Raw genomic sequence first — 22,492 nt, 5'->3', positions numbered from 1 at the left:
GTCTTTCCCGCTGAAAAAGCGGCTTACTATTGGTTACCTGAGTCCTCGGTGGTCTCAGAGTCCGGCAATTTGATCTCAACGTATGCCTGGTCGCGAATCTCACGGCGCCAGTTTTGCAGTTCTTCTTCATAGCGGCGGTTGCGCAGCAAATTGGCTGCCTGATTGCGGATATATTTGTCGGTCATATCCTGTTTGCGCCGATCTTCAACCTGCAGGATATGCCAGCCGAACTGGCTGCGGAAAGGCAGGCTAATGCTGCCAATCTCAGTTGCATCCATAGCCTGGGTAAACTCTGGCACAAACTGTCCGGGCATAGACCAGCCAAGATCGCCACCGGATAGCATAGAACCTATATCCTCTGAGTTCTCGCGCGCGAGTTCGCTAAAGTTATCGCTGGCCATGGCCTCTTCACGCAGCTCAATCAGCTTATTGTAAGCTTGGTCATCGGTAAGAATAGCGGATGGCTTAAGCAGGATATGGCGAACTTTTGTCTGTTCCACCAACTGCTCGCTGGCGCCTTTCTGCGCGTGAATCTTTAACAGGTGAAAGCCGGCATCACTGCGGAAAGGCTCGGTAACATCACCGGCTTTTAAGTCGGTAAGGGCATCGGCAAAAAGAGTGGGAAGCTCGACGGTTTTGCGCCAACCTAGGTCACCGCCGGTAAGTGCATTTTGGCCTGCAGAGTTTGCGATCGCCAGGCGGCGGAAGTCAGCGCCGTCTTTGGCCTGCTGAGCTAGGTCTTCAGCCTTTTCCCGTGCCTGGGTAACTTCGCTGCTGGGGGCACTGGAACTTACGGGGATCAGAATATGGCCTAGCTCAAATTGAGGGGACTTCCAAAACTCCCCCTCCTTGGAGCGTAGGAAGTTATCGATATCTTGATCGGTAATCTGGATCCGGCGGTTAACGCTGCCTTGCTCGACCCGGCGAATCATCAGCTCTTGGCGAATCTGCTGACGAAAGCTCTTCATGCTCATACCGTCAGCGAGCAGCCGCTGGCGGAATTCTTCGGGGCTGACTCCGGCATTTTGTTGGACACGGGCGATAGCTTGGTCCAACTCCGATTCAGAAACGGTAACACCTGCGCGAGAGGCCATCTGCAGTTGCAAACGCTCGATAATGAGTTGTTCGAGAACCTGGCGGCGCAAAACATCCACTGGAGGAGCCTGCACCTGCTGTGCTTGGATTTGGCTGGCGATGGTATTCATGCGCTGGGTCAGTTCACTGGCCATTACAACATCGTCATCAACAACAGCAACTACCCGGTCAAGGTTTCTGACTTGTGCCGTAGCAGTGGCGGCGATCAGAGCGCCAGCTGCCAGTACGGGTGCCAGGCCCAGTTTCGGTACGAATTTCTTAATTATTCTCATCACTGTTTCAGCTCTTCTCTCTGATCAAAGTTGGCAATCCCCTGGGTCAGCATTTCTGTCACGGTTGAACCAAAGCCTGCTAATCCTTTGAGTTCGACTTCGAGATAAATACCTTCGTCGTACTCAAGGTCTTCAGCAGATACAACCCCTGCGAGATCATTGTCCAGTGTGCGTCGCCACACCAGTCGGGTACGGTAGCAGCAGTCGTCATATTCGATTCCTGCCAGGTATTCCAGTTCCCGATTTAAAGTAAGATCATAGCTGGCACCAGCCATGAGTGAGGTATGAGTACCAAGTGGGAGGACTGTTGAGGCATTTAGTTGACTCACGGTTTCATCTTCATCTTCGTCCTCATCCTCGTCATCCGTTGAGTCTGGACGCTCGTAGTAATAGCTGAAATTAAAGATGCGGTAGTCGTCGTCAAGATAGCGCAGGCTGAAATTACCGCGATTAATATTGTGCTCACTATCTTCATAGACCAGCTCAGTCCCCAAACGCAGGGATTCGAAAGGGCGACTTTCGATTCGTGCAGCCAGTTCTGACCGTTGGGTATCCTCAATGTAAGCAGTGCGGCCAATTTGCCTGTCACTGGAGTAGTAGACCTGTCCGACACTGGCTGAGAAGAGGTCCCGGCCACTGACTGGATCTAGAAAGCGAGTTGTCAGGCCTAGGGCAAGTCTATCTGCATCGTCGATCCGGTCATTTCCAGTAAAGCGGCTATCCCGGAATAACTGGTCGTAACTGAAAGTGTAAAGTGAGGTGTCGTACAGTAGGTTGTTACTGTCAGGGTCTATCCTAATTTCAGGATCGACTTCGTTAGCACGACCGCTGATATCAAAGAAATCACTTTGATCGGCATTGCTGCTAATCAGGGTAAATAACCGAGGTTCCAGTGTCTGGATAAAGTCGCGGTTAAATAGGTGGCTATCGCGCTCAAAGTAGAGCCCAGTATCCAGAATAAACTGGGCTGCAGCCGCATCGGGGGTATCGTCGGCATCCTCGGGTAGAAACAGGTCACTCACGCTGTAAGTGAGATAGCGACCAGCTATTCCCGGCTTAAAATATCCCCAGAGCCACTCTTTATCCCAGTAGAATTCATAGTCGAGGCGCAGCCGATCTGCAGTGATAAAGTCTCGTGTCCGAGTAGTGACACTGTCGGGGTCATCGGTGTCTTCAATAAACCTTATGGTTTGTGTGTCACTGTGATCCCAGCTGGTGACTTCGTTCTGCATAGTCAACAGCCAGTCATCCCAGCGGTAATCCCCGTCTATATCCAAACGGGGGTATTGGGCAAAGGTATCGAAGGCGTCATTTTCCAGTACTTGATAGTCCTGGGTACGCAGTGTTGCTCGCCAGTGCTCGCTGCGCAGTAGCCCCTGAACTTTCTGGCTAACACGGGTTTCCGCATTGATGTCTAGGTTGGCCGTACTCAAATCGCGGAAATAATCTGGATCGCTGACCTTGGTATAGTCGATATCGGTACGCCAGACACTGCCGCTGTACCCCCCTTGCTGCTCCAAACTGATCAGCCAGCGGTCTTCGCCTTTATAGGGGAGAACCAGGTCCTCAGGGAAACCCTCATCAATCAGGTCCTGGGCAAGGTCATTATTGCCGCCATCGTCGTTGGGGAGATCGGCTAGACGGATTTCAGTACTAAACATTTCTGCCAGGTGCCTGAACTCAACCTCTAATCCCGCTCCGCGATATTGGATGTAACGCGGGGAAATGGTGGCGTCCATCTGCGGGGCAATATTCCAGTAGTAGGGAATGGCGAGGTCCCAGCCATTCTTGTCGCTGTTGCTGAGTGTGGGAAACAGGAAGCCGGACATGCGCGCATCGCCCACTGGAAAGCGGAAATACGGCAGGTATAAGACAGGTACATCCAGAATCTTCAGGCGCACATCCCGCGCAGTCCCCTGGCTTTCTACTTCATCAATATTGATCTCGCGGCCCGTGAGTTGCCAGAACTCACGCCCGGGCTCACAGCGGGTATATGTGCCCTCTGTCAGGGTTAGCTCACCACTGGTTTGACGTGCAACTAGCTCGGCATCCCCATGAATAAAAGCATCATGCACCACATAGGTAGCATCCTCAATAGAGGCCGCTTCGCTTTCGGTATGGACTTCGGCGGAGGAACCACGGATCAGTAAACCGGGTTCCCGAAGCTCAATGGCGCCATCTAAAGTGGCGATATTTTCTGGGCGATTCAGTTTGACCTGGTCGGCAAAGAGCTGCCGGTAACCCTGGGTAATATGTACATTCCCGCTCAGCTCGGCTGAACCATCTTCCAGCCACTGGGATTTCTCAGCAGTGGCTCTCAGTGGAGCCTCCCCAGGGGGCAGATCAGAACCGGGATAGTTGCGCGGAGGGGCTACAAAGGCACCAGAGCACACCGCCGGTAGATTGGCTAACTCCTCCGGGGTTAGCTCAGAGCGGGGCAACCAGTCCAAGTACAAATAGGGGTTGTAGTCGGGATCAGGATACGGCTCGCCCTGATTGGCTTGCGCCCACAGAGGTTGAGCAGCGATCAGGCCGAGAGCGATGGAGCGGGCTTGGGAGTTATTAGCAATCGCCAGAGCGAGGCGACGCCACCGGGAGACTTCAAGCATCAAACGATATGTTCCAGCTATCTTTTAGTGTTTCTTTATCGATGGATACGTGCGACAGCTTTCGAGCCGGGGCGCGCAAAATCATCGTCCGATTCTACTTGAATGTAGATGTGGTTAATAGCCGTACTGAAGTCGTAATGTTACAGCTAGAGGCTCAGCTTTGAAACGCAAATTACCTGGAACTCGTGTTCTTTTTTTAGCTGAGGCAAAGTAGGGGCACCAATAAATAGTGATGGCGTCTCTGGACGCAGAGAGGCTCGGGGTTAAAATGCAGCTAGAAACAGTTGGAATATAAGATGAGCCTAAGATCGAGCAGTGAAGTTGAGCAAGGGTGCGAGATCGACTCCGATCCCAGACGCAATGCCTTGAGTGAGTGGGTTGGCGTGGCCCTGGGTATGGAGGCTCCGGCTGATTTATCGAGCCTGGCGGGAGATGCTGGATTTCGCCGTTATTTTCGCACTCTAACCGAGCCGTCACTGATAGCGGTAGATACTCCTCCCCAATTGACTAACCCCGCCCGCTTTGTGGCTCTGGCTGATTACTTGCGCCGCAACGGTACCCATACTCCGATGGTGATTGCTGCAGACACCGCGGAGGGGTACCTGCTGCTGGAAGATTTGGGGGATACCCAGTTATATAGCGTGCTCAACAGCGACAGTGTTGAGGGACTCTACGCAGAGGTAATGAGTGAACTTTTGTGCCTGCAGCAAATCCCTTTTGAGGAACAATTATTCCCAGCTTATAGTCGGGAACTACTTCTTAAGGAAATGCAGGTTATGCCTGAGTGGCTGGTGCGAGAGCTACTTGGCTACCAGCTTTCAGAGCGGGAAGAAAAGCTGCTGGAGCAAACCTTTGAATTGTTGCTTAACAGTGCGGAGGAACAGCCTCACACTATTGTTCACCGGGATTACCACAGTCGCAACCTGATGATCCGTGACGGGGAAAGGCCGGGGATTGTCGATTTTCAAGACGCAGTGTGGGGGCCCGCCACCTACGATCTGGTGTCTCTGCTCAAAGATTGCTATATCCGTTGGCCCCGCGAGCGGGTAGAGCGCTGGGTGCTGGCTTACGTCGCGACCGCAGAAGCGGCGGGTGTTATGCAACCTGTGGACCCACAACTTTATCTTCGTTGGTTCGACTGGATGGGGTTACAGCGTCATATTAAAGTGCTGGGTCTGTTCCCGCGCCTCAGTCTGCGTGATGGAAAGCAGGGATACTTGCAGCACCTGCCGCTGGTGATTCGCTATGTTTTGGAAACCGCTGAGCGCTACCCAGAGCTGGAGCCGTTTACTGATTGGTTCAGCGGCACCCTACTGCCGCAGATAGAGCCTTTGCCCTGGTACAGCGATTACCGCTGTGCCGGTGACTAGCCGAAGTAGGCCGTACGAAAACTGTACAGATTAATTTAATGAGCAAACCCAAAGAGAATTCCCCTTTGACTGCCATGGTATTGGCAGCAGGTTTTGGGCGCCGTATGCGCCCACTGACTGACCAAACTCCAAAGCCTCTGTTACCGATTGCCGGTAAGCCCCTGATTGAATATGCAATTGAGCGCTTGGCAGCTATTGGTGTGCAAAAGGTCGTGATTAACCTGGGCTACTTAGGACCCAAAATTCGTCAACAGCTTGGTTCTGGTTCCCGCTGGGGGTTGGATATTCATTATTCTGTGGAGCATGAGGAGGAGCCACTGGAAACTGCCGGCGGGATTCTCAAGGCGCTGCCACTGATCGGCGATTCATCGTTTTTGGTGGTTAATGGTGATGTCTGGTGTGACTATGACCTGTCGCAATGGATCGAGAGGCCGCTGCCGGAGTCTTGCCCTGGGCGTCTTTTGATGGTTCCCAATCCTCCCCATAACCCCGATGGAGATTTTGGCATAGAAGGTGGCTTGCTGTCGGGTACAGCCAAGCCCCGCTATACCTTTGCGGGTATTAGCTGGCTGCGAGCTGAAACCCTAACTGAATACCCTAAGCGTCGCGAATGCTTTGGGCTTGGGGAAGTGTTCACCTTTAATGAGGATAAGCTACAAGCTGAACTCTATGAGGGGGACTGGTGCGATGTGGGAACCCCCGAGCGCCTGGAAAATTTAGATCGCCGACTGACTGGCGAAAGTTGAGTTACCAAAGGATATTTTGATGTCAGATTACAAGATCGCCCCCTCTATTCTCTCCGCAGATTTCGCACGTTTGGGTGAGGAAGTGGACAATGTGTTGGCAGCCGGAGCGGACTGGGTGCATTTTGATGTGATGGACAATCACTATGTGCCAAATCTCACGATTGGCCCTATGGTATGCCAGGCCCTGCGCAAACACGGTGTTGAGGCTCCGATTGATGTGCACCTGATGGTGGAGCCGGTGGATGAAATGATTCGCATGTTCGCCGATGCCGGAGCTACCTATATTACGTTCCACCCAGAAGCCTCTCGTCACCCGGACCGCTCCCTACAATTGATCCGCAGTCTCGGCTGTAAAGCCGGGCTGGTGTTCAATCCAGCCAGTGGCCTCGATGCGGCCAAATATGTAATGGATAAGCTGGATATGATCCTGCTGATGTCGGTGAACCCGGGCTTTGGTGGGCAGAAGTTTATCCCCAATACCCTGACCAAGTTAAAAGAAGCCCGCAAGTTGATTGATGAGTCTGGGTTTGATATTCGCCTTGAGATCGACGGCGGTGTTAATCGCGACAATATTGCCGAAATTGCTGCAGCTGGAGCAGATACCTTTGTCGCTGGGTCTGCCATATTCAATACTCCGGACTACGCTGAAGTGATTGCAGCTATGCGTAAGAGTTTGGCTTAATTTACAAAACTGGCGGGCAATCTCTTGCCCGCCATAGACGGGATTTGTTAACTTGTGCGCCTGCACTGAGGGAATTTCCGTGAACCACTCTTTCTCCCTGACAAACAGTTGGCGATGGCGCCACTGACCTGCTGAGGCCCAATCGAGTTTGGCGATTGAGGCACCTTTCCCGTGGGCGCTGCTTATACTCTGGCGCCAATCATAAAGAATGAAAAATTGATCGGAGTCTCCATGACCCCTACTGAATACGCTCAACTTGCGTCTGAGGGTTATAACCGTATCCCCCTGGTAAGGCGCGTACTGGCGGATATTGAAACGCCACTGTCCACCTATTTGAAACTGGCCGGAGGCCGTTACAGCTATTTGCTGGAATCGGTTCAGGGCGGGGAGAAATGGGGGCGCTATTCCATTATTGGTTTACCTGCGCGGACTTTGCTCAGGGTTAAGGGCACTGACATCATCGTGGAAACTGATGGTGAGGTTGTAGAGAGCCACAGCGCCGCCGACCCTCTGGAGTTTGTTGAACAGTTTCAGCAGCGCTATCAGGTACCTGAATTAGCGGATCTGCCCCGTTTTAACGGCGGGCTGGTGGGCTATTTTGGCTATGACTGCGTGCGCTATATCGAACCGCGTCTGGCCGCCAGTACTCCGCCGGATACCCTGGGTAACCCGGATATCCTGTTGATGGTCAGCGATGAATTGGTGGTTTTTGACAATCTTGCCGGTGCGGTAATTCTGATTGTCCACGCAAATACCGCTGAAGAAGCAGCCTATGAAAAAGCCCAGCAGCGCCTGGACCAATTGGTTGGCCAGTTAGCGCAACCGCTACCGGATACTGTGCCCCTCGATTTGCATGGGCGCGGCATTGATGAGAGCGAATTCCAATCCCACTTTGGCGAGGACAACTTTAAGCGCGCAGTAGACCGGGTTAAAGAGTACGTGCTTGCCGGTGATGTGATGCAGGTGGTGCCCTCCCAGCGCCTGTCTGCGCCTTTCGATGCGCCGCCACTCAATTTTTACCGTGCTTTACGCAGTTTGAACCCTTCGCCGTATATGTATTTCCTCGATCTGGGTGATCACCATGTGGTGGGCTCCAGCCCAGAAATTTTGGTGCATTTAGAAGAGGGGGAAATGACTGTGCGACCTCTGGCGGGAACTCGCCATCGGGGAGCCACTGAGGAGGAGGATCTTGCCCTGGAGGAAGAGCTGTTGGCAGATCCCAAAGAACTCGCTGAACATCTGATGCTGATTGACCTGGGGCGCAATGATATCGGCAGGGTGGCTGATACTGGCAGTGTTAAAGTCACCGACCAAATGTTTGTCGAGCGCTATTCCCACGTGATGCATATCACCTCCAATGTTGTCGGCCAGTTAAAGCCGGGCCTCACCGCCATGGATGCTCTGCGCGCGGCACTGCCGGCCGGTACCCTGTCGGGCGCCCCCAAGATACGCGCTATGGAAATTATCGATGAGCTGGAGCCAGAAAAGCGTGGCATTTACGGTGGGGCGGTTGGCTACCTGGCTTGGAATGGCAATATGGATACCGCTATCGCCATTCGTACAGCAGTTATCAAGGATGACCGACTATATGTGCAGGCGGGAGCTGGCCTGGTGGCGGACTCCGATCCACAGTCAGAGTGGAATGAAACAATGAATAAGGCCCGAGCGCTTTTCCGCGCTGCCGGTATGGCGCTGGCCAAGAGTAGTGACCCTTTAAAGATCGAGCAAGATGAGCGAAGTTAGTATTTCTCAAAAGTTGACCCTGGCTGAACGCTGCGAGCGAGTCGTCGCAGCGCCGTTATTTAACCAAATCATTATCGGAATGATTCTGCTCAATGCCGTCGCTGTTGGGTTGGAGACTTCCACTTGGGTGATGGAGCGCTTTGGTACGCTGCTGGGCGCTATTAATCAACTGATTCTCGCCTCATTTGTTATTGAGGCGCTGGTTAAAATTTTTGCCCATGGGGCCCGTCCCTGGCGTTACTTTGCCAGTGGTTGGAATTGCTTTGATTTTACTATTATTGCACTGAGTTTGATTCCTGCTACAGGGCCGCTAGCTACCCTGGCGCGCTTGGTGCGGGTATTAAGGGTTTTGCGGCTGGTGTCTGCATTCCCGGAACTCCGCACACTGGTGGACACGCTTTTGCGCAGTTTGCCAAGCATGATGCACATTGCTTTGTTGATGAGCATCATTTTCTATATCTATGGTGTAGCGGGCTATTTCCTATTTCACGATATTGATCCAACTCACTGGCGCACTTTACCCATCGCATTTTTGAGTTTATTCCGCATAGTCACCTTTGAGGACTGGACGGATATTATGTATACAGCGATGGATTCGATGCCTTGGGCCTGGCTTTACTTCGTCAGCTTTGTGGTCATGGGGGCGTTCGTAATGATTAACCTCTTTATCGGTGTAGTCTTGAATAACCTGGAAGAGGCCAAATTGCGACGAATGGATGAAATGTGTCTGCCTCCAAGCCAGACCGAAATCCTGCGCGAACTCCGCGCAACCCAGGCCTCTCTCGCACGCCTGCAAAAAAGAATGGAAGAATCCACTTATCAACCAGAGGCTAAGGGGGCCGCACAATGATTTTAATGATCGATAACTACGACTCCTTTACCTGGAATGTAGTGCAGTACCTGGAAGAGCTGGGTGCAAAAGTGATGGTAAAACGCAACGACGAAATTACCCTGGATGAAATCGAGGCAATGGCGCCAGAGAAAATTGTGATTTCGCCGGGTCCCTGTACCCCCAATGAGGCGGGTATTTCGCTCGATACCATTCGCCGTTTTGCCGGCAGTATCCCTATTTTGGGTATTTGTCTGGGGCACCAGAGTATTGGCCAGGTCTTCGGTGGCAGGGTAGTTCGTGCCCGGCAGGTTATGCACGGCAAAACATCTCCTATAGTGCACAACAATTTGGGGGTGTTCCACGGTTTGTCCAACCCGTTTGAGGCGACTCGCTATCACTCACTGGTAGTGGAGAAAAGCAGTTTACCGGAATGCCTGGAGATCACCGCCTGGACTGAGACAGAGGATGGTGAAATTGACGAGATCATGGGCGTGAAGCACAGGGAATTAGCGGTAGAAGGGGTGCAATTTCATCCTGAGTCGATTCTCACCATGCACGGTCACGATATGTTGAGAAACTTTATCGAGTCTTGAGGGCCGGAAGAATAAGTGCGCGGCGGGCAGGCCCCGCCAGAATCAATAACCAGAGCTGGGCAAAGGGGGAAAAATGAATATTCAACAGGCCATTGCCAAACTGGTGGATGGCGAACACCTTACTCGTGAAGAAATGCGCGAAACCGTGGGCCAGATTATGTGTGGCGAAGCGCTGGAGTCTCAGATAGGCGCACTCCTTATCGCACTGCGCATTCGCGGGGAGACAGTCGATGAAATTGTCGGCGCTGTGGAAACCATGCGTGAGCTGGCGGTAAAGGTTGAGCTCGATCTGGAAAACACGGTTGATATTGTCGGCACCGGCGGTGATGGCGCCAATCTGTTTAACGTGTCCAGTGCGAGCAGCTTTGTGGCAGCTGCCGCCGGAGCTAAGGTAGCCAAGCATGGCAATCGCTCGGTGTCGTCCAGTAGTGGTTCTGCGGACCTGCTTGAGCACGCCGGCGTATTTTTGGAATTGAGTCCCTCGCAGATGGCGCGATGCGTAGAGACTATCGGTATTGGCTTTATGTTTGCGCCCAGCTTTCACAATGCGATGCGCCACGTTGGCCCATCGCGCAAGGCGCTGGGACTGCGTACCATCTTCAATTTACTCGGGCCGATGACAAATCCGGCGGGGGTAAAGCGAAAAGTAATCGGTGTGTATGACAAGCGCTACTGCCGCCTGTTGGCTGAGGTTTTGCAAAAGCTCGGTTCAGAGCATGTGCTGGTTTTACATAGTGATGATGGGCTCGATGAAGCCAGTATTGCTGCGGATACCTTTGCTGTGGAATTAAAGGATGGTGCCTTGCAGGAATATACCCTCAAGCCTGAAGACTTTGGTTTGCTGCGCCGTGACCTCTCTGATCTTAGTGTTTCTGGTTCCGAGGACTCCCTGGCCCTGATTCGCGATGCGCTGGGTAAGCGCAATACTGAGGCGGGGCAAAAAGCCGCGGATATTATTGCGCTTAACGCAGGCCTGGCAATTTATGTCAGCGGCGTTGCGCACTCTGCAGAGCAAGGTGTGGCTATGGCACAAGATGCTATCGACAGCGGTCTCGCCGGAGAGAAAATTAACGATCTTGCCGCGTTTACCAGTGCGTTTCGCCCAGAGGAAATTCAATCGTGAGTACACCGACCATTTTAAAAACAATTGTCGAGCGCAAGTGGCAAGAGGTTGCTGAGCGCAAGGCTGAGTGCTCCACCGACGAAGTTCGCCTTCGCGCCCGGGATCAGGAACCGGCGAGAGGCTTTGTCGGTGCAGTGGATCGCAAGATTTCCACTGGTGAGGCTGCAGTAATTGCCGAAATTAAAAAAGCCTCTCCCAGTAAAGGCGTGATTCGCGAGGATTTCCTTCCTGCAGAAATTGCTACCAGCTATGAAAAAGGTGGCGCGGCTTGTCTGTCAGTACTAACCGATGTGGACTTTTTTCAGGGCGCAGATAATTACTTGCAGCAGGCCCGAGATGCCGTACGCCTACCGGTGCTGCGCAAGGACTTTACCGTTGATCCCTACCAAATCTATGAAGCTCGCGCGATTGGGGCCGACTGTATTTTGCTGATTGCAGCCTGCCTGGAAGATCCACAAATGGCGGATCTCAACGGGCTCGCTTTGGAGTTGGGTTTGGATGTCTTGGTGGAAGTGCATAACCACAAGGAATTGGAGAGGGCCCTGACATTACCTAACCGCTTAATCGGTATCAATAATCGCAATCTGCACACTTTCGATGTACAGCTGGAAAATACCTTTAAGTTACTGGACTTGATCCCCGATGACCGTCTTGTGGTCACGGAAAGTGGTATTCATACCACAGATGATGTTGCGGCGATGCGCGGTCATAACGTCAATGCTTTCCTGGTGGGAGAGGCCTTTATGCGGGAGGAGGAGCCGGGCAGGAAACTGATGGAGATGTTTAACTGACCGCTTACTCCAGTAGTAGAAATAAAAAAGGGCGATATAAAAATCGCCCTTTTTTTATGCGGTGTATTTATTCGGTTACTAGCGGGTACCGTACACCACCATGGTTTTACCTTTAACGGAAACCAGGCCCTGTTCTTCCAGGGTTTTTAATACGCGGCCCACCATTTCCCGGGAGCAGCCGACGATACGGCCAATTTCCTGGCGGGTGATTTTTATTTGCATGCCCTCGGGGTGAGTCATTGCATCCGGCTCATTGCAGAGGTCGAGCAGGGTGCGAGCGACACGTCCGGTAACATCCAGGAAGGCAAGATCGCCAACTTTGCGCGTGGTGTTGCGCAGGCGGCCTGCCATTTGGGTGGCCAGGGCGAAAAGAAACTCTGGGTGCTGGCGAGTGAGTTCTTGGAACTTGGTGTAGGAGATTTCTGCCACCTCACACTCGGTTTTGGTGCGGACCCAGGCACTGCGGGTGTCCTGATCGAACAGGCCCATCTCACCGAAAAAGTCTCCGTCGTTGAGGTAGGCAACGATCATCTCGCGGCCTTCATCGTCCTCAATCAGAACTGTAACGGAACCGCGCATAATGAAATAAAGGGATTCACAGCGGTCGCCAGCATAGATAATTGTGCTCTTGGCCGGGTAGCGACGCCGGTGGCAGTGGGCCAGAAAGTCTTCAATATTGCCGATAGTCATGGGGTCTTCGATAGCAACCGTCACGGATTTATTCCTCATTTTTTGTCTTGTGCTCTATCCCGGCTTTAGCAGCTGAGCACTATTGAATTATCGCGCGAAAACAAAATCCCCAACAGGGGCTGACCGCGGCAAAGTTCCGCAGTGTGACCTGTGACACTATGGCACTGGGTCGCTTGGACTTCATAAACCACGATGCGTTCATAGAAAAAGCATTTGATCATGCGTCATTCGGCTTTCGCGCGGAGGCGTACCAGACACTATACCGGAAACATACAGGTGCCGGGATAGACTTCGCCAATATGCTAAGCTTCGCCGCTGAAGTTTTAATGGGAGTGGAGTGATGCAGGGGAAAGTAACCTGGGTAAATGATTTAACCTTCGTCGGTGAAGCCGGCAGTGGTAATTCGGTAGTGATGGAAGGCGGCCGCACAAATAATGGTGTGCGCCCGATGGAAATGATTTTGCTGGGCGTCGGTGGCTGCGCGGCTTACGATGTGGTGAGTATTTTACAGAAGGCGAGACAAGACATTATTTCCTGTCATTGTGAACTGGAAGGTGTGCGCCCAGATACAACCCCATCGCCGTTTGAGCGAATTGAAATGAAGTTTGTAGTGCGCGGTCGCGGATTGAAGGAATCCCATGTTGCCCGTGCAGTGGAACTCTCCGCAGAGAAATACTGCTCAGGCTCCATCATGTTGCGCAATGCGGGTGTCGAGATTGTGCACAGCTACAGCGTTGAAGAAGCTTGAAGGAAAATTAGCCGGGAAGGGAAGGAGGATACTGGGCGTAACCTCCCTAAAATCCAAGTCGTTTTAGTGAGTGAAGAGTAACGGTCAGATTTTATAACTGGCCGAGGTCATCACTTTAGATACCAGAGACATCACTCCTTTTACCGGAGCGGGGAAGCGGGCACCACCGGCGGCCAGTGCAGCGTGGGCGTGCTCGTCTTCGTCAATTAACATCTGTTCCACTACCGCACGGCTTCTCTTGTCGTCGGCGGGAAGCTTTTCGAGGTGGCTCTCAAGATGTTTACACACCTGGTCTTCCGTAGCGGCCACAAAACCGAGGCTGATTCGGTCGCTGATTTTCCCGGCGGCGGCGCCGAGCCCAAAGGACATGCCGTACCACAGTGGGTTGAGTAGGCTGGGGCGGCTGTCCAATTCCTTCAAGCGCTGTTCACACCAGGCCAGATGGTCGATCTCCTCATCGGCAGCGCGCTCCATTTCCCCCCGCACCTCGGGCAGCTTGGCGGTCAGGGCCTGGCCCTGGTAGAGCGCCTGGGCGCAGACTTCACCGCTATGGTTGACCCGCATAAGGCCAGCGGCGTGTTTGCGTTCGCTGTCGGTGAGGTCTGTCTCGGCTTCACCCTTGGCCGGGGATGCCCGGCCGTGGCAGGGTTCGCCGGGACTCAGGGTGCGCAGAGCCCGATCCGCTTGAATTAACAGGCGGTCGAGTCCGCTGAGGCTGCGTTTACTCATAGTCTTCTGCTCCCTGTGGAAGGCGACCGTTGATGAGCGGCCGCCGATGCCAGCTGTTAGTCCTGCTGCTCTGCAGAAACCTTTTCTCTTTCGACAGCGCGGTAGCCGATATCTTTCCGGAAGAATACACCGTCCCAGTAGATAGCCCGAGCTGATTCATAGGCATTTTCCTGAGCTTCAGCGACGGTATCCCCTAATGCTGTGGCGCACAACACCCGGCCACCATTAGTGACTACGCGCTCACCATCCAGTGCGGTACCGGCGTGGAAGACCTTGGCGTTGTCACCGTCTGCTTTGTCCAGGCCGCTGATGGCGTCGCCCTTGCGGTAGCTGCCGGGATAGCCGTGCGCGGCAAGTACCACACCCAGGGCTGGGCGGGGGTCCCACTCAGCAGTGACAGTGTCCAGCTTCTTGTCCAGAGCAGCCATGCACAGGTCGACCAGGTCTGATTTCAGGCGAATCATAATTGGCTGGGTTTCCGGATCGCCAAAGCGGCAGTTGTACTCGATAACCTTCGGAGTACCGTCGCTGTCGATCATCAGGCCGGCGTAGAGGAAACCGGTGTAGGGCGTACCCTCAGAGGCCAGGCCTTTAACTGTGGGCTCGATAACCTCTTGCATAATGCGCTGGTAAATGGTGTCGGTCACCACCGGTGCCGGGGAGTAGGCACCCATACCGCCCGTATTGGGGCCGGTATCACCATCGCCAACGCGCTTGTGATCCTGGCTGGTGGCCATCGGCAGGATGTTTTCACCATCCACCATCACGATAAAGCTCGCTTCCTCACCCTGGAGGAACTCCTCGATAACCACGCGGCAGCCGGCTTCACCAAAGGCGTTTCCAGACAGCATATCGCGTACAGCGAGCTCAGCCTGCTCTTCGGTTTCGGCAACGATTACACCCTTGCCCGCAGCCAAGCCGTCGGCTTTAACCACGATGGGCGCGCCGCGCTCGCGAATGTAGGCAACCGCCGGCTCCACTTCGGTGAAATTGCGGTAGGCAGCGGTGGGGATTTTGTGGCGCTCGAGAAAGTCCTTGGTAAAGGCTTTGGAGCCCTCCAGTTGGGAGGCGCCTTTGCTGGGGCCAAAAATGGCGAGGCCACGGGCATTAAAGAAATCGACAACGCCCTCTACCAGCGGTGCTTCCGGGCCGACAATAGTTAGTTCTACGCCGTTTTCTTCGGCGAAATCTGCCAGGGCGGCGAAGTTATCCACACCGATCGCGATATTTTCCAGCTTGGGTTCGCGGGCAGTGCCGGCGTTGCCTGGGGCAACATAGACGGTGCCGACATTTGGGTTTTGCGCTGCTTTCCACGCCAGAGCGTGCTCGCGGCCACCTGATCCGATAACCAATACGTTCATTCTTAAATCCCCCTAAGTCGACCGATCCGGTCCATTGCACAGGTTATAGGTGTGCTAGTTTAACGTGGAATTGATTCTGGGGCCTGAGTCTCGCCCCTGGATTCAAATGATTTGTGCGGGCTGGGAAGTATCGATACTTCCCAGCCCGTTGATCATAGCCCGCAGCAGTGAGCATTTGCGGGCGTACAATCTTAGTGGCGGAAGTGGCGCATACCGGTAAATACCATGGCCATATTGTGCTCGTCCGCTGCGGCGATCACTTCTTCATCGCGCATGGAGCCGCCGGGCTGGATGACCGCCTGGATTCCTACAGCGGCAGCATTATCGATGCCGTCGCGGAAGGGGAAGAAGGCATCGGAAGCCATAACGGATTCTGCAACGGCGAGGCCGGCGTGCTCGGCCTTGATCGCGGCGATACGCGCGGAGTTTACGCGGCTCATCTGGCCTGCGCCTACGCCCACAGTGCGACCGTCTTTGCCGTATACGATGGCATTGGATTTTACGAACTTGGCCACTTTCCAGGTAAACAGCAGATCGCGGATTTCTTCTTCAGTGGGCTGGCGCTTGGAGACTACTTTCAGGTCGGCAGCGGTGATCAGGCCGTCGTCGCGGCCCTGAACCAGCAGGCCGCCATTAACGCGCTTGTAGTCCAGTTCCGGGGCGCGCTCGCTGCTCCACTGGCCGCATACCAGAAGGCGCAGGTTCTTCTTCTCGGCAACGGCCTGTTTGGCCTCTTCGGAGACTGACGGTGCGATGATGACTTCAACAAACTGTCGCTCGACGATAGCGCGGGCAGTGGTGCCGTCCAGCTCTCGGTTAAAGGCGATGATACCGCCAAAGGCAGATTCGCTGTCGGTAGCGAAGGCCAGGTCGTAGGCTTTGTGAATATCTTCAGCAATCGCCACACCGCAGGGATTGGCGTGTTTTACGATCACGCAAGCGGGTTGTTCGAAGGATTTCACACACTCCAGCGCGGCATCGGTATCGGCGATATTGTTGTAGGACAGCTCTTTGCCCTGCAGCTGGGTGGCAGTGGAAATACTGGCCTCAGCTGGGTTGGCTTCGGTATAGAAAGCGGATTTCTGGTGCGGGTTCTCACCGTAGCGCAGATCCAGTTTCTTGATAAATTGGCTGTTGTAAGTGCGCGGGAACAGCTGCTTTTCTTCGCCTTTAATGGCGCCCAGGTAATTGGCAATAGCGCCGTCGTAGCCCGCAGTGTGTTCGAAGGCTTTTACCGCCAGATCAAAGCGGCTGGCGTGGCTCAGGGCACCATCGTTAGCTTTCATCTCCTCGATGATATTGCCGTAATCGCTGGCATTGACCACGATAGTGACATCTTTGTGGTTCTTGGCGGCAGCGCGAACCATGGTAGGGCCTCCGATATCGATATTCTCGATAGCGTCTTCGAGGGAACAGTCGGGCTTGGCAACGGTTTGAGCGAAGGGGTAGAGGTTAACCACCACCATATCGATCGGGGTGATACCGTGCTCGCCCATGATGGCATCATCGGTACCACGGCGCCCCAGAATGCCACCGTGTACTTTCGGGTGCAGAGTTTTGACACGGCCGTCCATCATTTCGGGGAAGCCGGTGTAGTCGGAAACTTCTACCACGGGAATACCCGCTTCCTTGAGCTGGCGGTGGGTTCCGCCGGTGGAAAGAATCTCAACCCCCATTGCGGAGAGCTGTTGAGCGAACTCTACAATGCCACTCTTGTCAGAGACACTAATTAGAGCGCGGCGGATGGAAACCTTGTCTGTCATTGCACTTGATCCAATTGGTTTTCGAAAAGGATGTTTAAAGGGTTTTAGCGGTTGTCCACTGTGGCAACAAAAACGCTGCCGGGAAAATAGCGAAGGGGGATGAGTTACCTCATCCCCCTTCAAAATTTCGCTCGGTGGGAAGCTTACAGCAGGCCGTAGCGCTTCAGCTTCTTGCGCAAGGTGCCACGGTTGAGACCCAGTAATTGCGCGGCGCGGGTCTGGTTGTGGCGGGTGTATTTCATCACCACTTCGAGCATGGGCGCTTCGATCTCCGACAGCACCATGTCGTAGACATCGGTTACCATCTGGCCATCCAGGTGGCGGAAGTAGTTCTCCATTGCGTGCTCGACGGCATCGCGCAGGGACTGCTGCTGTGGCTGTGCCAGTTGAGTCTGTCCCCTGGAGGATACTTCTTCATTGCCAGTATCCGGAATTAATACTTCGTTGTTCATGCCGCTTGTGCCCCTCTCGTTATTCGGCGTTCAAACCACTCGTGAACGCTGGCATGTTGTACTTCTGCACTCTCTATTTGGAAAAAGGTCTTGCGGAAGGACTCGCTATCCGCGAGCGTCTTCAAGTACCAGCCCACATGTTTGCGAGCGATACGGACCCCCATCACCTCACCGTAGAATCGGTGTAGTTCGCCCAAATGGGCGAGCAAAATATTCCTGACTTCATCCAATGTCGGTTCGGGTAGCCGCTCGCCAGTGGCGAGATAGTGGGCTATTTCCCGAAAAATCCATGGTCGTCCCTGTGCTGCACGGCCAATCATGACCGCCGATGCGCCAGTGTAATCGAGCACCTCTCGGGCTCTCTCAGCACTGCAGATGTCGCCATTGGCAAAAACTGGGATTTTTACCCTGGATACAATTTCGGCAATGGTATCGAATTCAGCCTGTCCGTGGTAGCCACAGGCGCGAGTGCGACCGTGAACCGCCAGTGCAGCGATCCCGGAATCCTCGGCCATTTTGGCTACAGTGACGCCATTGCGGGAATCCGGGCACCAGCCGGTGCGGATCTTCAGCGTCACCGGGACGGAAACAGACTGGACCACGGCTTGAAGAATATCCGCTACCAGCTTTTCATCCCGCAGCAGGGCGGAGCCCGCTGCTTTCTTACACACCTTTTTTGCCGGGCAACCCATATTAATATCGATGATTTGCGCGCCGCGACGAGCATTCTCCCGAGCGGCTTCCGCCATCATCTCAGGATCACCGCCGGCGATCTGCACCGATATGGGCGCCGCTTCGCCACCGTGATCCAGGCGCAAGCGGGACTTGCGGCTGTTCCACAGGCGAGTGTCCGAGGTCACCATCTCCGAAACCACCAATCCGGCGCCGAGTTCTCGGCACAGCTGGCGGAAGGGGCGGTCGGTGACACCGGCCATGGGCGCCAGAATTACCGGGTTGTCGATAATATAGGGGCCAATGGCAGTAGACACGGTAGCTCCATTTGGGCTGTAGGAAGGGCAATCTGTGCCCCGGCAAAACAGCCGCCTATGATAGCGGCTGGCCCGTTAATGGCAAAGCGAAAAAGCGGGCAATTTGATCGAACACTGTCCATTTAGCCTGCTGAATGCGCAGGTTTGGTTGTTTATGGCGCCAAACCCCCTTTGCTAAAAACTTGGCCGGGGTACTTGTGTGCGCTTAGTGAGTGATGTTCAGCTCGTAGTTTACCGCTTCTGCACCGGGGTCAACCACCTCAATTGCGATATGAATGGGGCTGTCCTGGGGCATTAGTTTGCGTCCGGCCAACTCCCCCTGTAAGTACTCGTCCGGGGTAAACCGGCGACTGGCCACAGCCTTGTCCTTCAGGTCGCTGAAGTTCAGCAACAGGTTGGGGAAGGGTTGCGCGTAAGGGGCGGTATTTAGCAGCACTGCATCCACTACCAGGGCGCCCTGCAGCTGCGGGTGGGTGCGCACCATTAAGTTTGTGGCCTGGATCGCCCGGGTATCTTTTAGTTGGGGTAAGGTGCAGCCGAATAGTGGGCAGGCGGCAGCATAGAAGTCCCGCCAGGGCTGTTTGCGGCTGAGGCTATCGAACTGGAAGTATGCAACCTGAATTACTATGCCGAGGATCGATAGGGGAATCAATGCACGCCACAGCCAGGGAGAGGCTGTGCGTTTCTTTTTGGGGACTCCCCACGACATCTCCACAGGCGCGGGCTGGATAGCTGAGATCAATTGCTCCCGCTGGGGCTCTTCAGCAGTGGTAGATTCGCCACCGAAGTAAGGCTCCTGGCGGCTTTCCTCAGTGGGGGGAGGTGTATCTACAGACTCGGTTGATACCGCAGGCTCATTGTTGTCCCAGGATGGTTCCTCAGCGAGGGAGCTAGAAGTTTCAAACTCCGGTACTTCAGGTTGGCCGTTGTACTCAGGCGAAGGGTCAGAATCAAAATCAGGAAGTTCTTCCCAGTCCGGCTTGAGGATTTTATCCAGGTCCTCTTCGGGTTCCGCTTCCTCTTCAGTGTGAGATGCTTCCAGCTCCTGCCACTCATGGTCGCCAAAGGCGTCACCAATTAATTCCTGCGCTGCTGCACTATATTCTTTTGGTTCAGATTTGGGCGCGCTGTCAGGTGCACTCTCATTGGTTGCACTCTCCCGACCGGCAGTTTGATCCACAGCTGGTGGAGATGGCGGGGTGGCGGGTTCGTCCTCGTCGAGCTCGATATCGTCGTGAATCAGGAAGTCATCGTCTTCCAGCAAAGCTTCCAAATCATTGCGGCTCTCGCTATCACTTTCTGAGAAAACGATATTTTCGTCTGCGCGAAACACCTGCAGGCAAGACCCACAGCGAACGGCGCCGCGGGCAGCGCGCAGTTGCTGGTCATTAATATGAAATGATGTGCTGCAATGAGGGCAGCGGGTTACCAGTTGAGACATTCGACTAGAGCGCAGTTTATTTAGCAGCCAAGTTTATCAGCCCAAAGGGGTCCCGCGTAGTGCTCGGGAGCGCATTTAGCGCACCCGCTTGCCTGTCAGTCTGACCCATCCCTCGTGTTCGCCGTCAGAATCGAACTCAATCCATTCGCTGTAAGCATTTTTCACCTGCTCTGCCTGGGAACTGAGGATGCCGGACAGGCAGATTTTTCCGCCCAATTGAGTGAGTTGTATCAATTGAGGGGCGAGTTCTACCAGGGGACCGGCGAGGATATTGGCCAACATGACATCGGCGGCTTCGCTCGGCATTTGCTCTGGCAGGTAGACCGGGAAACGCTCGGGGTCTATGCCGTTGCGCTGGGCATTGTCGCGACTGGCGATCAATGCCTGGGGATCGATATCGGTACCGAGAACTCGCTCTGCTCCCAGTAGTAGTGCGCTAATCCCCAGAATGCCCGAGCCGCAACCGAAGTCGATGGCACTCTTACCTGCGAGTTCCTGCTGTGCCAACCATTGCAGGCATAGGAAAGTAGTTGGGTGCGTGCCAGTGCCGAAGGCAAGGCCCGGATCGAGCAGCAGGTTCACGGCGTCCGGCTGTGGAGGCTCACACCAGCTGGGGCAGATCCATAAATTGGGGCCGCACTGGATGGGTTTGTAGTGGGTCATCCACTCTCGCTCCCAATCCTTGTCCTCAAGTTGCTCCCAGCGGGCATTGGGCAACATTTCGCATAGGAAGGAAGCTGCTTTTGCCTCGGTAACCGAGGTGTCCACTTCCGCATCGAACAACCCGGTAACCCGTGTTTGCTCCCAAAGGGGCACCTCTCCGAGCCCGGGCTCAAGGATCGGTTGGTCAGCGTTGTCTTGCAGGGTGACAGATACGGCACCGGCAAAAAGCAGTGCGTCTTCAATTTTTTCCGCGTGATCACGGTCGGTGTCCACGCGGAGTTGTAGCCAGGGCATAATTATTCCGGAATTGTTATAGCGATGTTTACGGCATTGTTGCGGCTGGGCCGCACTCAGATAACGACGGTTGCCACGCCATCCATGGCAAGGTTCAGTGTCGTTATGTTTGCCGCAATTCTCGCTAACTTTGCCCCGGCTGGCGAGCGCTTAAAGACCTAACTTCTTCTCCAGGTAGTGGATATTGACCCCACCCTTGGCAAAGTTTTCATCTCGTACCAACTCTTCCTGTAGGGGAATGTTGGTTTTGATACCGTCCACCACCAGTTCCGACAGAGCTACACGCATACGCGCCAACGCGGTTTCACGATCTTCCGCATGGGTGATCAGCTTGGCGATCATGGAATCGTAGTTGGGGGGTACGGAGTATCCGGAGTAGAGATGGGAGTCGACCCGCACACCCAAGCCGCCAGGCATATGGAAGTTGTTTACCTTGCCGGGGCTGGGGAAGAAGGTCTGTGGGTCTTCGGCATTGATACGGCACTCAAAGGCGTGACCTTTGATTACGATATCTTCCTGCTTCAGGGATAGCTTCTCACCGGCACAAACCCGAATCTGCTCCTTGATCAGGTCGACGCCGGTTACCATTTCGGTAACGGGGTGCTCCACCTGGATACGGGTGTTCATTTCGATAAAGTAGAAGCGCTCATTTTCATACAGGAATTCAAAAGTACCCGCGCCGCGATAGCCGATATCGATACAGGCTTGTACACAGGACTCATGTACCTGCTCGCGCACCTCATCGGGAATACCCGGAGCTGGGGCTTCTTCCAAAACTTTTTGATGGCGGCGCTGCAGGGAGCAGTCGCGATCGCCCAGATGAACGGCGTTGCCCTGGCCATCGGCCATTACCTGGATCTCAACATGGCGGGGATTCTGCAGGAATTTTTCCATGTAGACGGTGCCGTCACCGAAGGCCGCTTGGGCTTCGGACTTGGTCACGGCAATCGCGTTCACCAGCTCCTCTTCCTTTTCCACCACGCGCATGCCGCGACCACCGCCACCGGCGGCAGCTTTAATGATGACCGGATAACCGATGCTGCGGCCGATCTCCATGCAGCGCTCGCTATTATCGGGCAGCGGGCCGTCAGAGCCTGGAACGGTGGGAACGCCAGCCTTTTTCATGGCGGCAATTGCAGACACCTTGTCACCCATCAGGCGGATCACATCCGGATCAGGGCCGATAAAGGTAAAGCCGCTCTTTTGCACCTGTTCGGCGAAGTCGGCGTTCTCTGCGAGAAAGCCATAGCCGGGGTGCACGGCTACTGCGTCGGTGATTTCCATGGCGGAGATCAGGGCCGGCACATTTAGGTAGCTCTGCGGGGATGGGTTGGGGCCGATACATACAGATTCGTCGGCCAGGCGGACATGCTTGAGATTGCGGTCTACCAAAGAGTGCACCGCCACAGTGGCGATGCCCATCTCTTTACAGGCGCGCAAAATCCGCAATGCGATTTCGCCGCGGTTGGCGATTAGGATTTTGTCGAACATTGTGACTTACCCCAC

21 protein-coding genes are annotated in these 22,492 nt (G+C 54.3%); 10 read left to right on the top strand and 11 right to left on the bottom strand.

The annotated features are described in order from the left end of the window. Nucleotides 1-26 precede the first annotated feature (26 nt). Nucleotides 27-1,367: a peptidylprolyl isomerase gene (locus ACJJI5_RS21675; RefSeq protein ID WP_445356335.1), complete on the bottom strand. Its 1,341-nt coding sequence runs from the start codon at nucleotides 1,365-1,367 to the stop codon at nucleotides 27-29. Then, nucleotides 1,367-3,976, bottom strand: coding sequence for an LPS-assembly protein LptD (locus ACJJI5_RS21670; protein ID WP_445355138.1), 2,610 nt, complete (start codon nucleotides 3,974-3,976; stop codon nucleotides 1,367-1,369). The genes ACJJI5_RS21675 and ACJJI5_RS21670 overlap by 1 nt, the downstream gene beginning before the upstream one ends. A 296-nt stretch (nucleotides 3,977-4,272) precedes the next feature. Here ACJJI5_RS21670 and ACJJI5_RS21665 point away from each other — a divergent pair, with 296 nt between their 5' ends. The 8 genes from ACJJI5_RS21665 to trpC all read left to right on the top strand — a co-directional run bounded on the left by ACJJI5_RS21665 (nucleotide 4,273) and on the right by trpC (nucleotide 11,856). Then, nucleotides 4,273-5,346 (top strand): aminoglycoside phosphotransferase family protein, encoded by a 1,074-nt coding sequence (locus tag ACJJI5_RS21665; protein WP_445355137.1) that lies wholly within the window; start codon nucleotides 4,273-4,275, stop codon nucleotides 5,344-5,346. 38 nt (nucleotides 5,347-5,384) lie between these two features. After that, on the top strand, nucleotides 5,385-6,092 hold the full coding sequence (locus tag ACJJI5_RS21660; protein WP_444895316.1) for a nucleotidyltransferase family protein: 708 nt from the start codon (nucleotides 5,385-5,387) through the stop codon (nucleotides 6,090-6,092). A 19-nt stretch (nucleotides 6,093-6,111) separates the two neighbouring features. Further along, nucleotides 6,112-6,774, top strand: a complete 663-nt coding sequence (gene rpe, locus ACJJI5_RS21655; protein WP_444892691.1) for a ribulose-phosphate 3-epimerase — start codon at nucleotides 6,112-6,114, stop codon at nucleotides 6,772-6,774. A 231-nt stretch (nucleotides 6,775-7,005) separates the two neighbouring features. Next, nucleotides 7,006-8,517 carry an anthranilate synthase component I gene (gene trpE / locus ACJJI5_RS21650; RefSeq protein ID WP_445355136.1) on the top strand — a complete coding sequence of 504 codons (1,512 nt, stop codon included), beginning with the start codon at nucleotides 7,006-7,008 and terminating at the stop codon, nucleotides 8,515-8,517. Continuing rightward, nucleotides 8,504-9,367, top strand: a complete 864-nt coding sequence (locus ACJJI5_RS21645) for an ion transporter (RefSeq protein ID WP_445355135.1) — start codon at nucleotides 8,504-8,506, stop codon at nucleotides 9,365-9,367. Before trpE ends, ACJJI5_RS21645 begins: the two co-directional genes overlap by 14 nt. After that, the gene (locus ACJJI5_RS21640) at nucleotides 9,364-9,942 is read left to right on the top strand and encodes an anthranilate synthase component II (RefSeq protein WP_108731605.1); all 579 of its coding nucleotides are present in this window, start codon (nucleotides 9,364-9,366) and stop codon (nucleotides 9,940-9,942) included. Before ACJJI5_RS21645 ends, ACJJI5_RS21640 begins: the two co-directional genes overlap by 4 nt. 73 nt (nucleotides 9,943-10,015) lie before the next feature. Further along, nucleotides 10,016-11,065, top strand: coding sequence for an anthranilate phosphoribosyltransferase (gene trpD, locus ACJJI5_RS21635; protein WP_444914853.1), 1,050 nt, complete (start codon nucleotides 10,016-10,018; stop codon nucleotides 11,063-11,065). Then, entirely contained in the window at nucleotides 11,059-11,856 is a 798-nt protein-coding gene (trpC, locus tag ACJJI5_RS21630; protein WP_445356334.1) for an indole-3-glycerol phosphate synthase TrpC, read from the top strand. The genes trpD and trpC overlap by 7 nt, the downstream gene beginning before the upstream one ends. 78 nt (nucleotides 11,857-11,934) lie before the next feature. Here trpC and crp read toward each other — a convergent pair whose 3' ends face one another. Then, the gene (gene crp / locus ACJJI5_RS21625; RefSeq protein WP_051089460.1) at nucleotides 11,935-12,585 is read right to left on the bottom strand and encodes a cAMP-activated global transcriptional regulator CRP; all 651 of its coding nucleotides are present in this window, start codon (nucleotides 12,583-12,585) and stop codon (nucleotides 11,935-11,937) included. 301 nt (nucleotides 12,586-12,886) lie between these two features. On the opposite strand from crp, the gene ACJJI5_RS21620 reads away from it, so the two are divergent. Continuing rightward, nucleotides 12,887-13,294 (top strand): OsmC family protein, encoded by a 408-nt coding sequence (locus ACJJI5_RS21620; RefSeq protein WP_282934442.1) that lies wholly within the window; start codon nucleotides 12,887-12,889, stop codon nucleotides 13,292-13,294. Nucleotides 13,295-13,378: 84 nt separating this feature from the next. Here ACJJI5_RS21620 and coq7 read toward each other — a convergent pair whose 3' ends face one another. The 7 genes from coq7 to prmA all read right to left on the bottom strand — a co-directional run bounded on the left by coq7 (nucleotide 13,379) and on the right by prmA (nucleotide 20,986). Next, a complete protein-coding gene (coq7, locus tag ACJJI5_RS21615; RefSeq protein WP_108731610.1) occupies nucleotides 13,379-14,023 on the bottom strand; it encodes a 2-polyprenyl-3-methyl-6-methoxy-1,4-benzoquinone monooxygenase in 645 nt (214 codons plus the stop codon). Between the two features lie 56 nt (nucleotides 14,024-14,079). Then, nucleotides 14,080-15,384 carry a phosphoribosylamine--glycine ligase gene (gene purD, locus ACJJI5_RS21610; protein ID WP_413664253.1) on the bottom strand — a complete coding sequence of 435 codons (1,305 nt, stop codon included), beginning with the start codon at nucleotides 15,382-15,384 and terminating at the stop codon, nucleotides 14,080-14,082. A gap of 191 nt (nucleotides 15,385-15,575) precedes the next feature. Beyond that, complete coding sequence (purH, locus tag ACJJI5_RS21605; RefSeq protein ID WP_445355134.1) at nucleotides 15,576-17,147, bottom strand: bifunctional phosphoribosylaminoimidazolecarboxamide formyltransferase/IMP cyclohydrolase; 1,572 nt, start codon at nucleotides 17,145-17,147, stop codon at nucleotides 15,576-15,578. Nucleotides 17,148-17,290: 143 nt separating this feature from the next. After that, nucleotides 17,291-17,599, bottom strand: coding sequence for a DNA-binding transcriptional regulator Fis (gene fis / locus ACJJI5_RS21600; protein ID WP_020411495.1), 309 nt, complete (start codon nucleotides 17,597-17,599; stop codon nucleotides 17,291-17,293). Further along, a complete protein-coding gene (gene dusB, locus ACJJI5_RS21595; RefSeq protein WP_444892695.1) occupies nucleotides 17,596-18,588 on the bottom strand; it encodes a tRNA dihydrouridine synthase DusB in 993 nt (330 codons plus the stop codon). Before dusB ends, fis begins: the two co-directional genes overlap by 4 nt. A 205-nt stretch (nucleotides 18,589-18,793) precedes the next feature. Then, nucleotides 18,794-20,029, bottom strand: a complete 1,236-nt coding sequence (locus tag ACJJI5_RS21590) for a DUF3426 domain-containing protein (RefSeq protein ID WP_445355133.1) — start codon at nucleotides 20,027-20,029, stop codon at nucleotides 18,794-18,796. Nucleotides 20,030-20,104: 75 nt separating this feature from the next. Then, on the bottom strand, nucleotides 20,105-20,986 hold the full coding sequence (gene prmA / locus ACJJI5_RS21585; protein ID WP_445355132.1) for a 50S ribosomal protein L11 methyltransferase: 882 nt from the start codon (nucleotides 20,984-20,986) through the stop codon (nucleotides 20,105-20,107). A gap of 24 nt (nucleotides 20,987-21,010) precedes the next feature. Between prmA and ACJJI5_RS21580 the strand changes: the two genes are divergently transcribed. Further along, complete coding sequence (locus ACJJI5_RS21580) at nucleotides 21,011-21,148, top strand: hypothetical protein (RefSeq protein WP_445355131.1); 138 nt, start codon at nucleotides 21,011-21,013, stop codon at nucleotides 21,146-21,148. On the opposite strand, the gene accC is transcribed toward ACJJI5_RS21580, so the two are convergent. Further along, complete coding sequence (gene accC, locus ACJJI5_RS21575; protein ID WP_444906502.1) at nucleotides 21,137-22,477, bottom strand: acetyl-CoA carboxylase biotin carboxylase subunit; 1,341 nt, start codon at nucleotides 22,475-22,477, stop codon at nucleotides 21,137-21,139. The genes ACJJI5_RS21580 and accC overlap by 12 nt on opposite strands. Nucleotides 22,478-22,492: the final 15 nt, after the last annotated feature.

Source organism: Microbulbifer maximicatervae (SeqCode) (genome assembly GCF_052467955.1).
This window is presented reverse-complemented; position numbering and strand designations above follow the sequence as displayed.

Excerpts from the sequence above, each read along its gene's own strand:
- fis (WP_020411495.1), bottom strand. The coding sequence starts at position 17,599 with ATGAACAACGAAGTATTAATTCCGGATACTGGCAATGAAGAAGTATCC.
- ACJJI5_RS21645 (WP_445355135.1), top strand. The coding sequence starts at position 8,504 with ATGAGCGAAGTTAGTATTTCTCAAAAGTTGACCCTGGCTGAACGCTGC.
- ACJJI5_RS21665 (WP_445355137.1), top strand. The coding sequence starts at position 4,273 with ATGAGCCTAAGATCGAGCAGTGAAGTTGAGCAAGGGTGCGAGATCGAC.
- ACJJI5_RS21675 (WP_445356335.1), bottom strand. The coding sequence starts at position 1,367 with ATGAGAATAATTAAGAAATTCGTACCGAAACTGGGCCTGGCACCCGTA.
- ACJJI5_RS21580 (WP_445355131.1), top strand. The coding sequence starts at position 21,011 with ATGTTTACGGCATTGTTGCGGCTGGGCCGCACTCAGATAACGACGGTT.
- ACJJI5_RS21670 (WP_445355138.1), bottom strand. The coding sequence starts at position 3,976 with ATGCTTGAAGTCTCCCGGTGGCGTCGCCTCGCTCTGGCGATTGCTAAT.
- ACJJI5_RS21640 (WP_108731605.1), top strand. The coding sequence starts at position 9,364 with ATGATTTTAATGATCGATAACTACGACTCCTTTACCTGGAATGTAGTG.
- trpD (WP_444914853.1), top strand. The coding sequence starts at position 10,016 with ATGAATATTCAACAGGCCATTGCCAAACTGGTGGATGGCGAACACCTT.
- rpe (WP_444892691.1), top strand. The coding sequence starts at position 6,112 with ATGTCAGATTACAAGATCGCCCCCTCTATTCTCTCCGCAGATTTCGCA.
- purD (WP_413664253.1), bottom strand. The coding sequence starts at position 15,384 with ATGAACGTATTGGTTATCGGATCAGGTGGCCGCGAGCACGCTCTGGCG.
- trpE (WP_445355136.1), top strand. The coding sequence starts at position 7,006 with ATGACCCCTACTGAATACGCTCAACTTGCGTCTGAGGGTTATAACCGT.
- ACJJI5_RS21620 (WP_282934442.1), top strand. The coding sequence starts at position 12,887 with ATGCAGGGGAAAGTAACCTGGGTAAATGATTTAACCTTCGTCGGTGAA.
- crp (WP_051089460.1), bottom strand. The coding sequence starts at position 12,585 with ATGAGGAATAAATCCGTGACGGTTGCTATCGAAGACCCCATGACTATC.
- ACJJI5_RS21660 (WP_444895316.1), top strand. The coding sequence starts at position 5,385 with ATGAGCAAACCCAAAGAGAATTCCCCTTTGACTGCCATGGTATTGGCA.
- prmA (WP_445355132.1), bottom strand. The coding sequence starts at position 20,986 with ATGCCCTGGCTACAACTCCGCGTGGACACCGACCGTGATCACGCGGAA.
- coq7 (WP_108731610.1), bottom strand. The coding sequence starts at position 14,023 with ATGAGTAAACGCAGCCTCAGCGGACTCGACCGCCTGTTAATTCAAGCG.
- ACJJI5_RS21590 (WP_445355133.1), bottom strand. The coding sequence starts at position 20,029 with ATGTCTCAACTGGTAACCCGCTGCCCTCATTGCAGCACATCATTTCAT.
- purH (WP_445355134.1), bottom strand. The coding sequence starts at position 17,147 with ATGACAGACAAGGTTTCCATCCGCCGCGCTCTAATTAGTGTCTCTGAC.
- accC (WP_444906502.1), bottom strand. The coding sequence starts at position 22,477 with ATGTTCGACAAAATCCTAATCGCCAACCGCGGCGAAATCGCATTGCGG.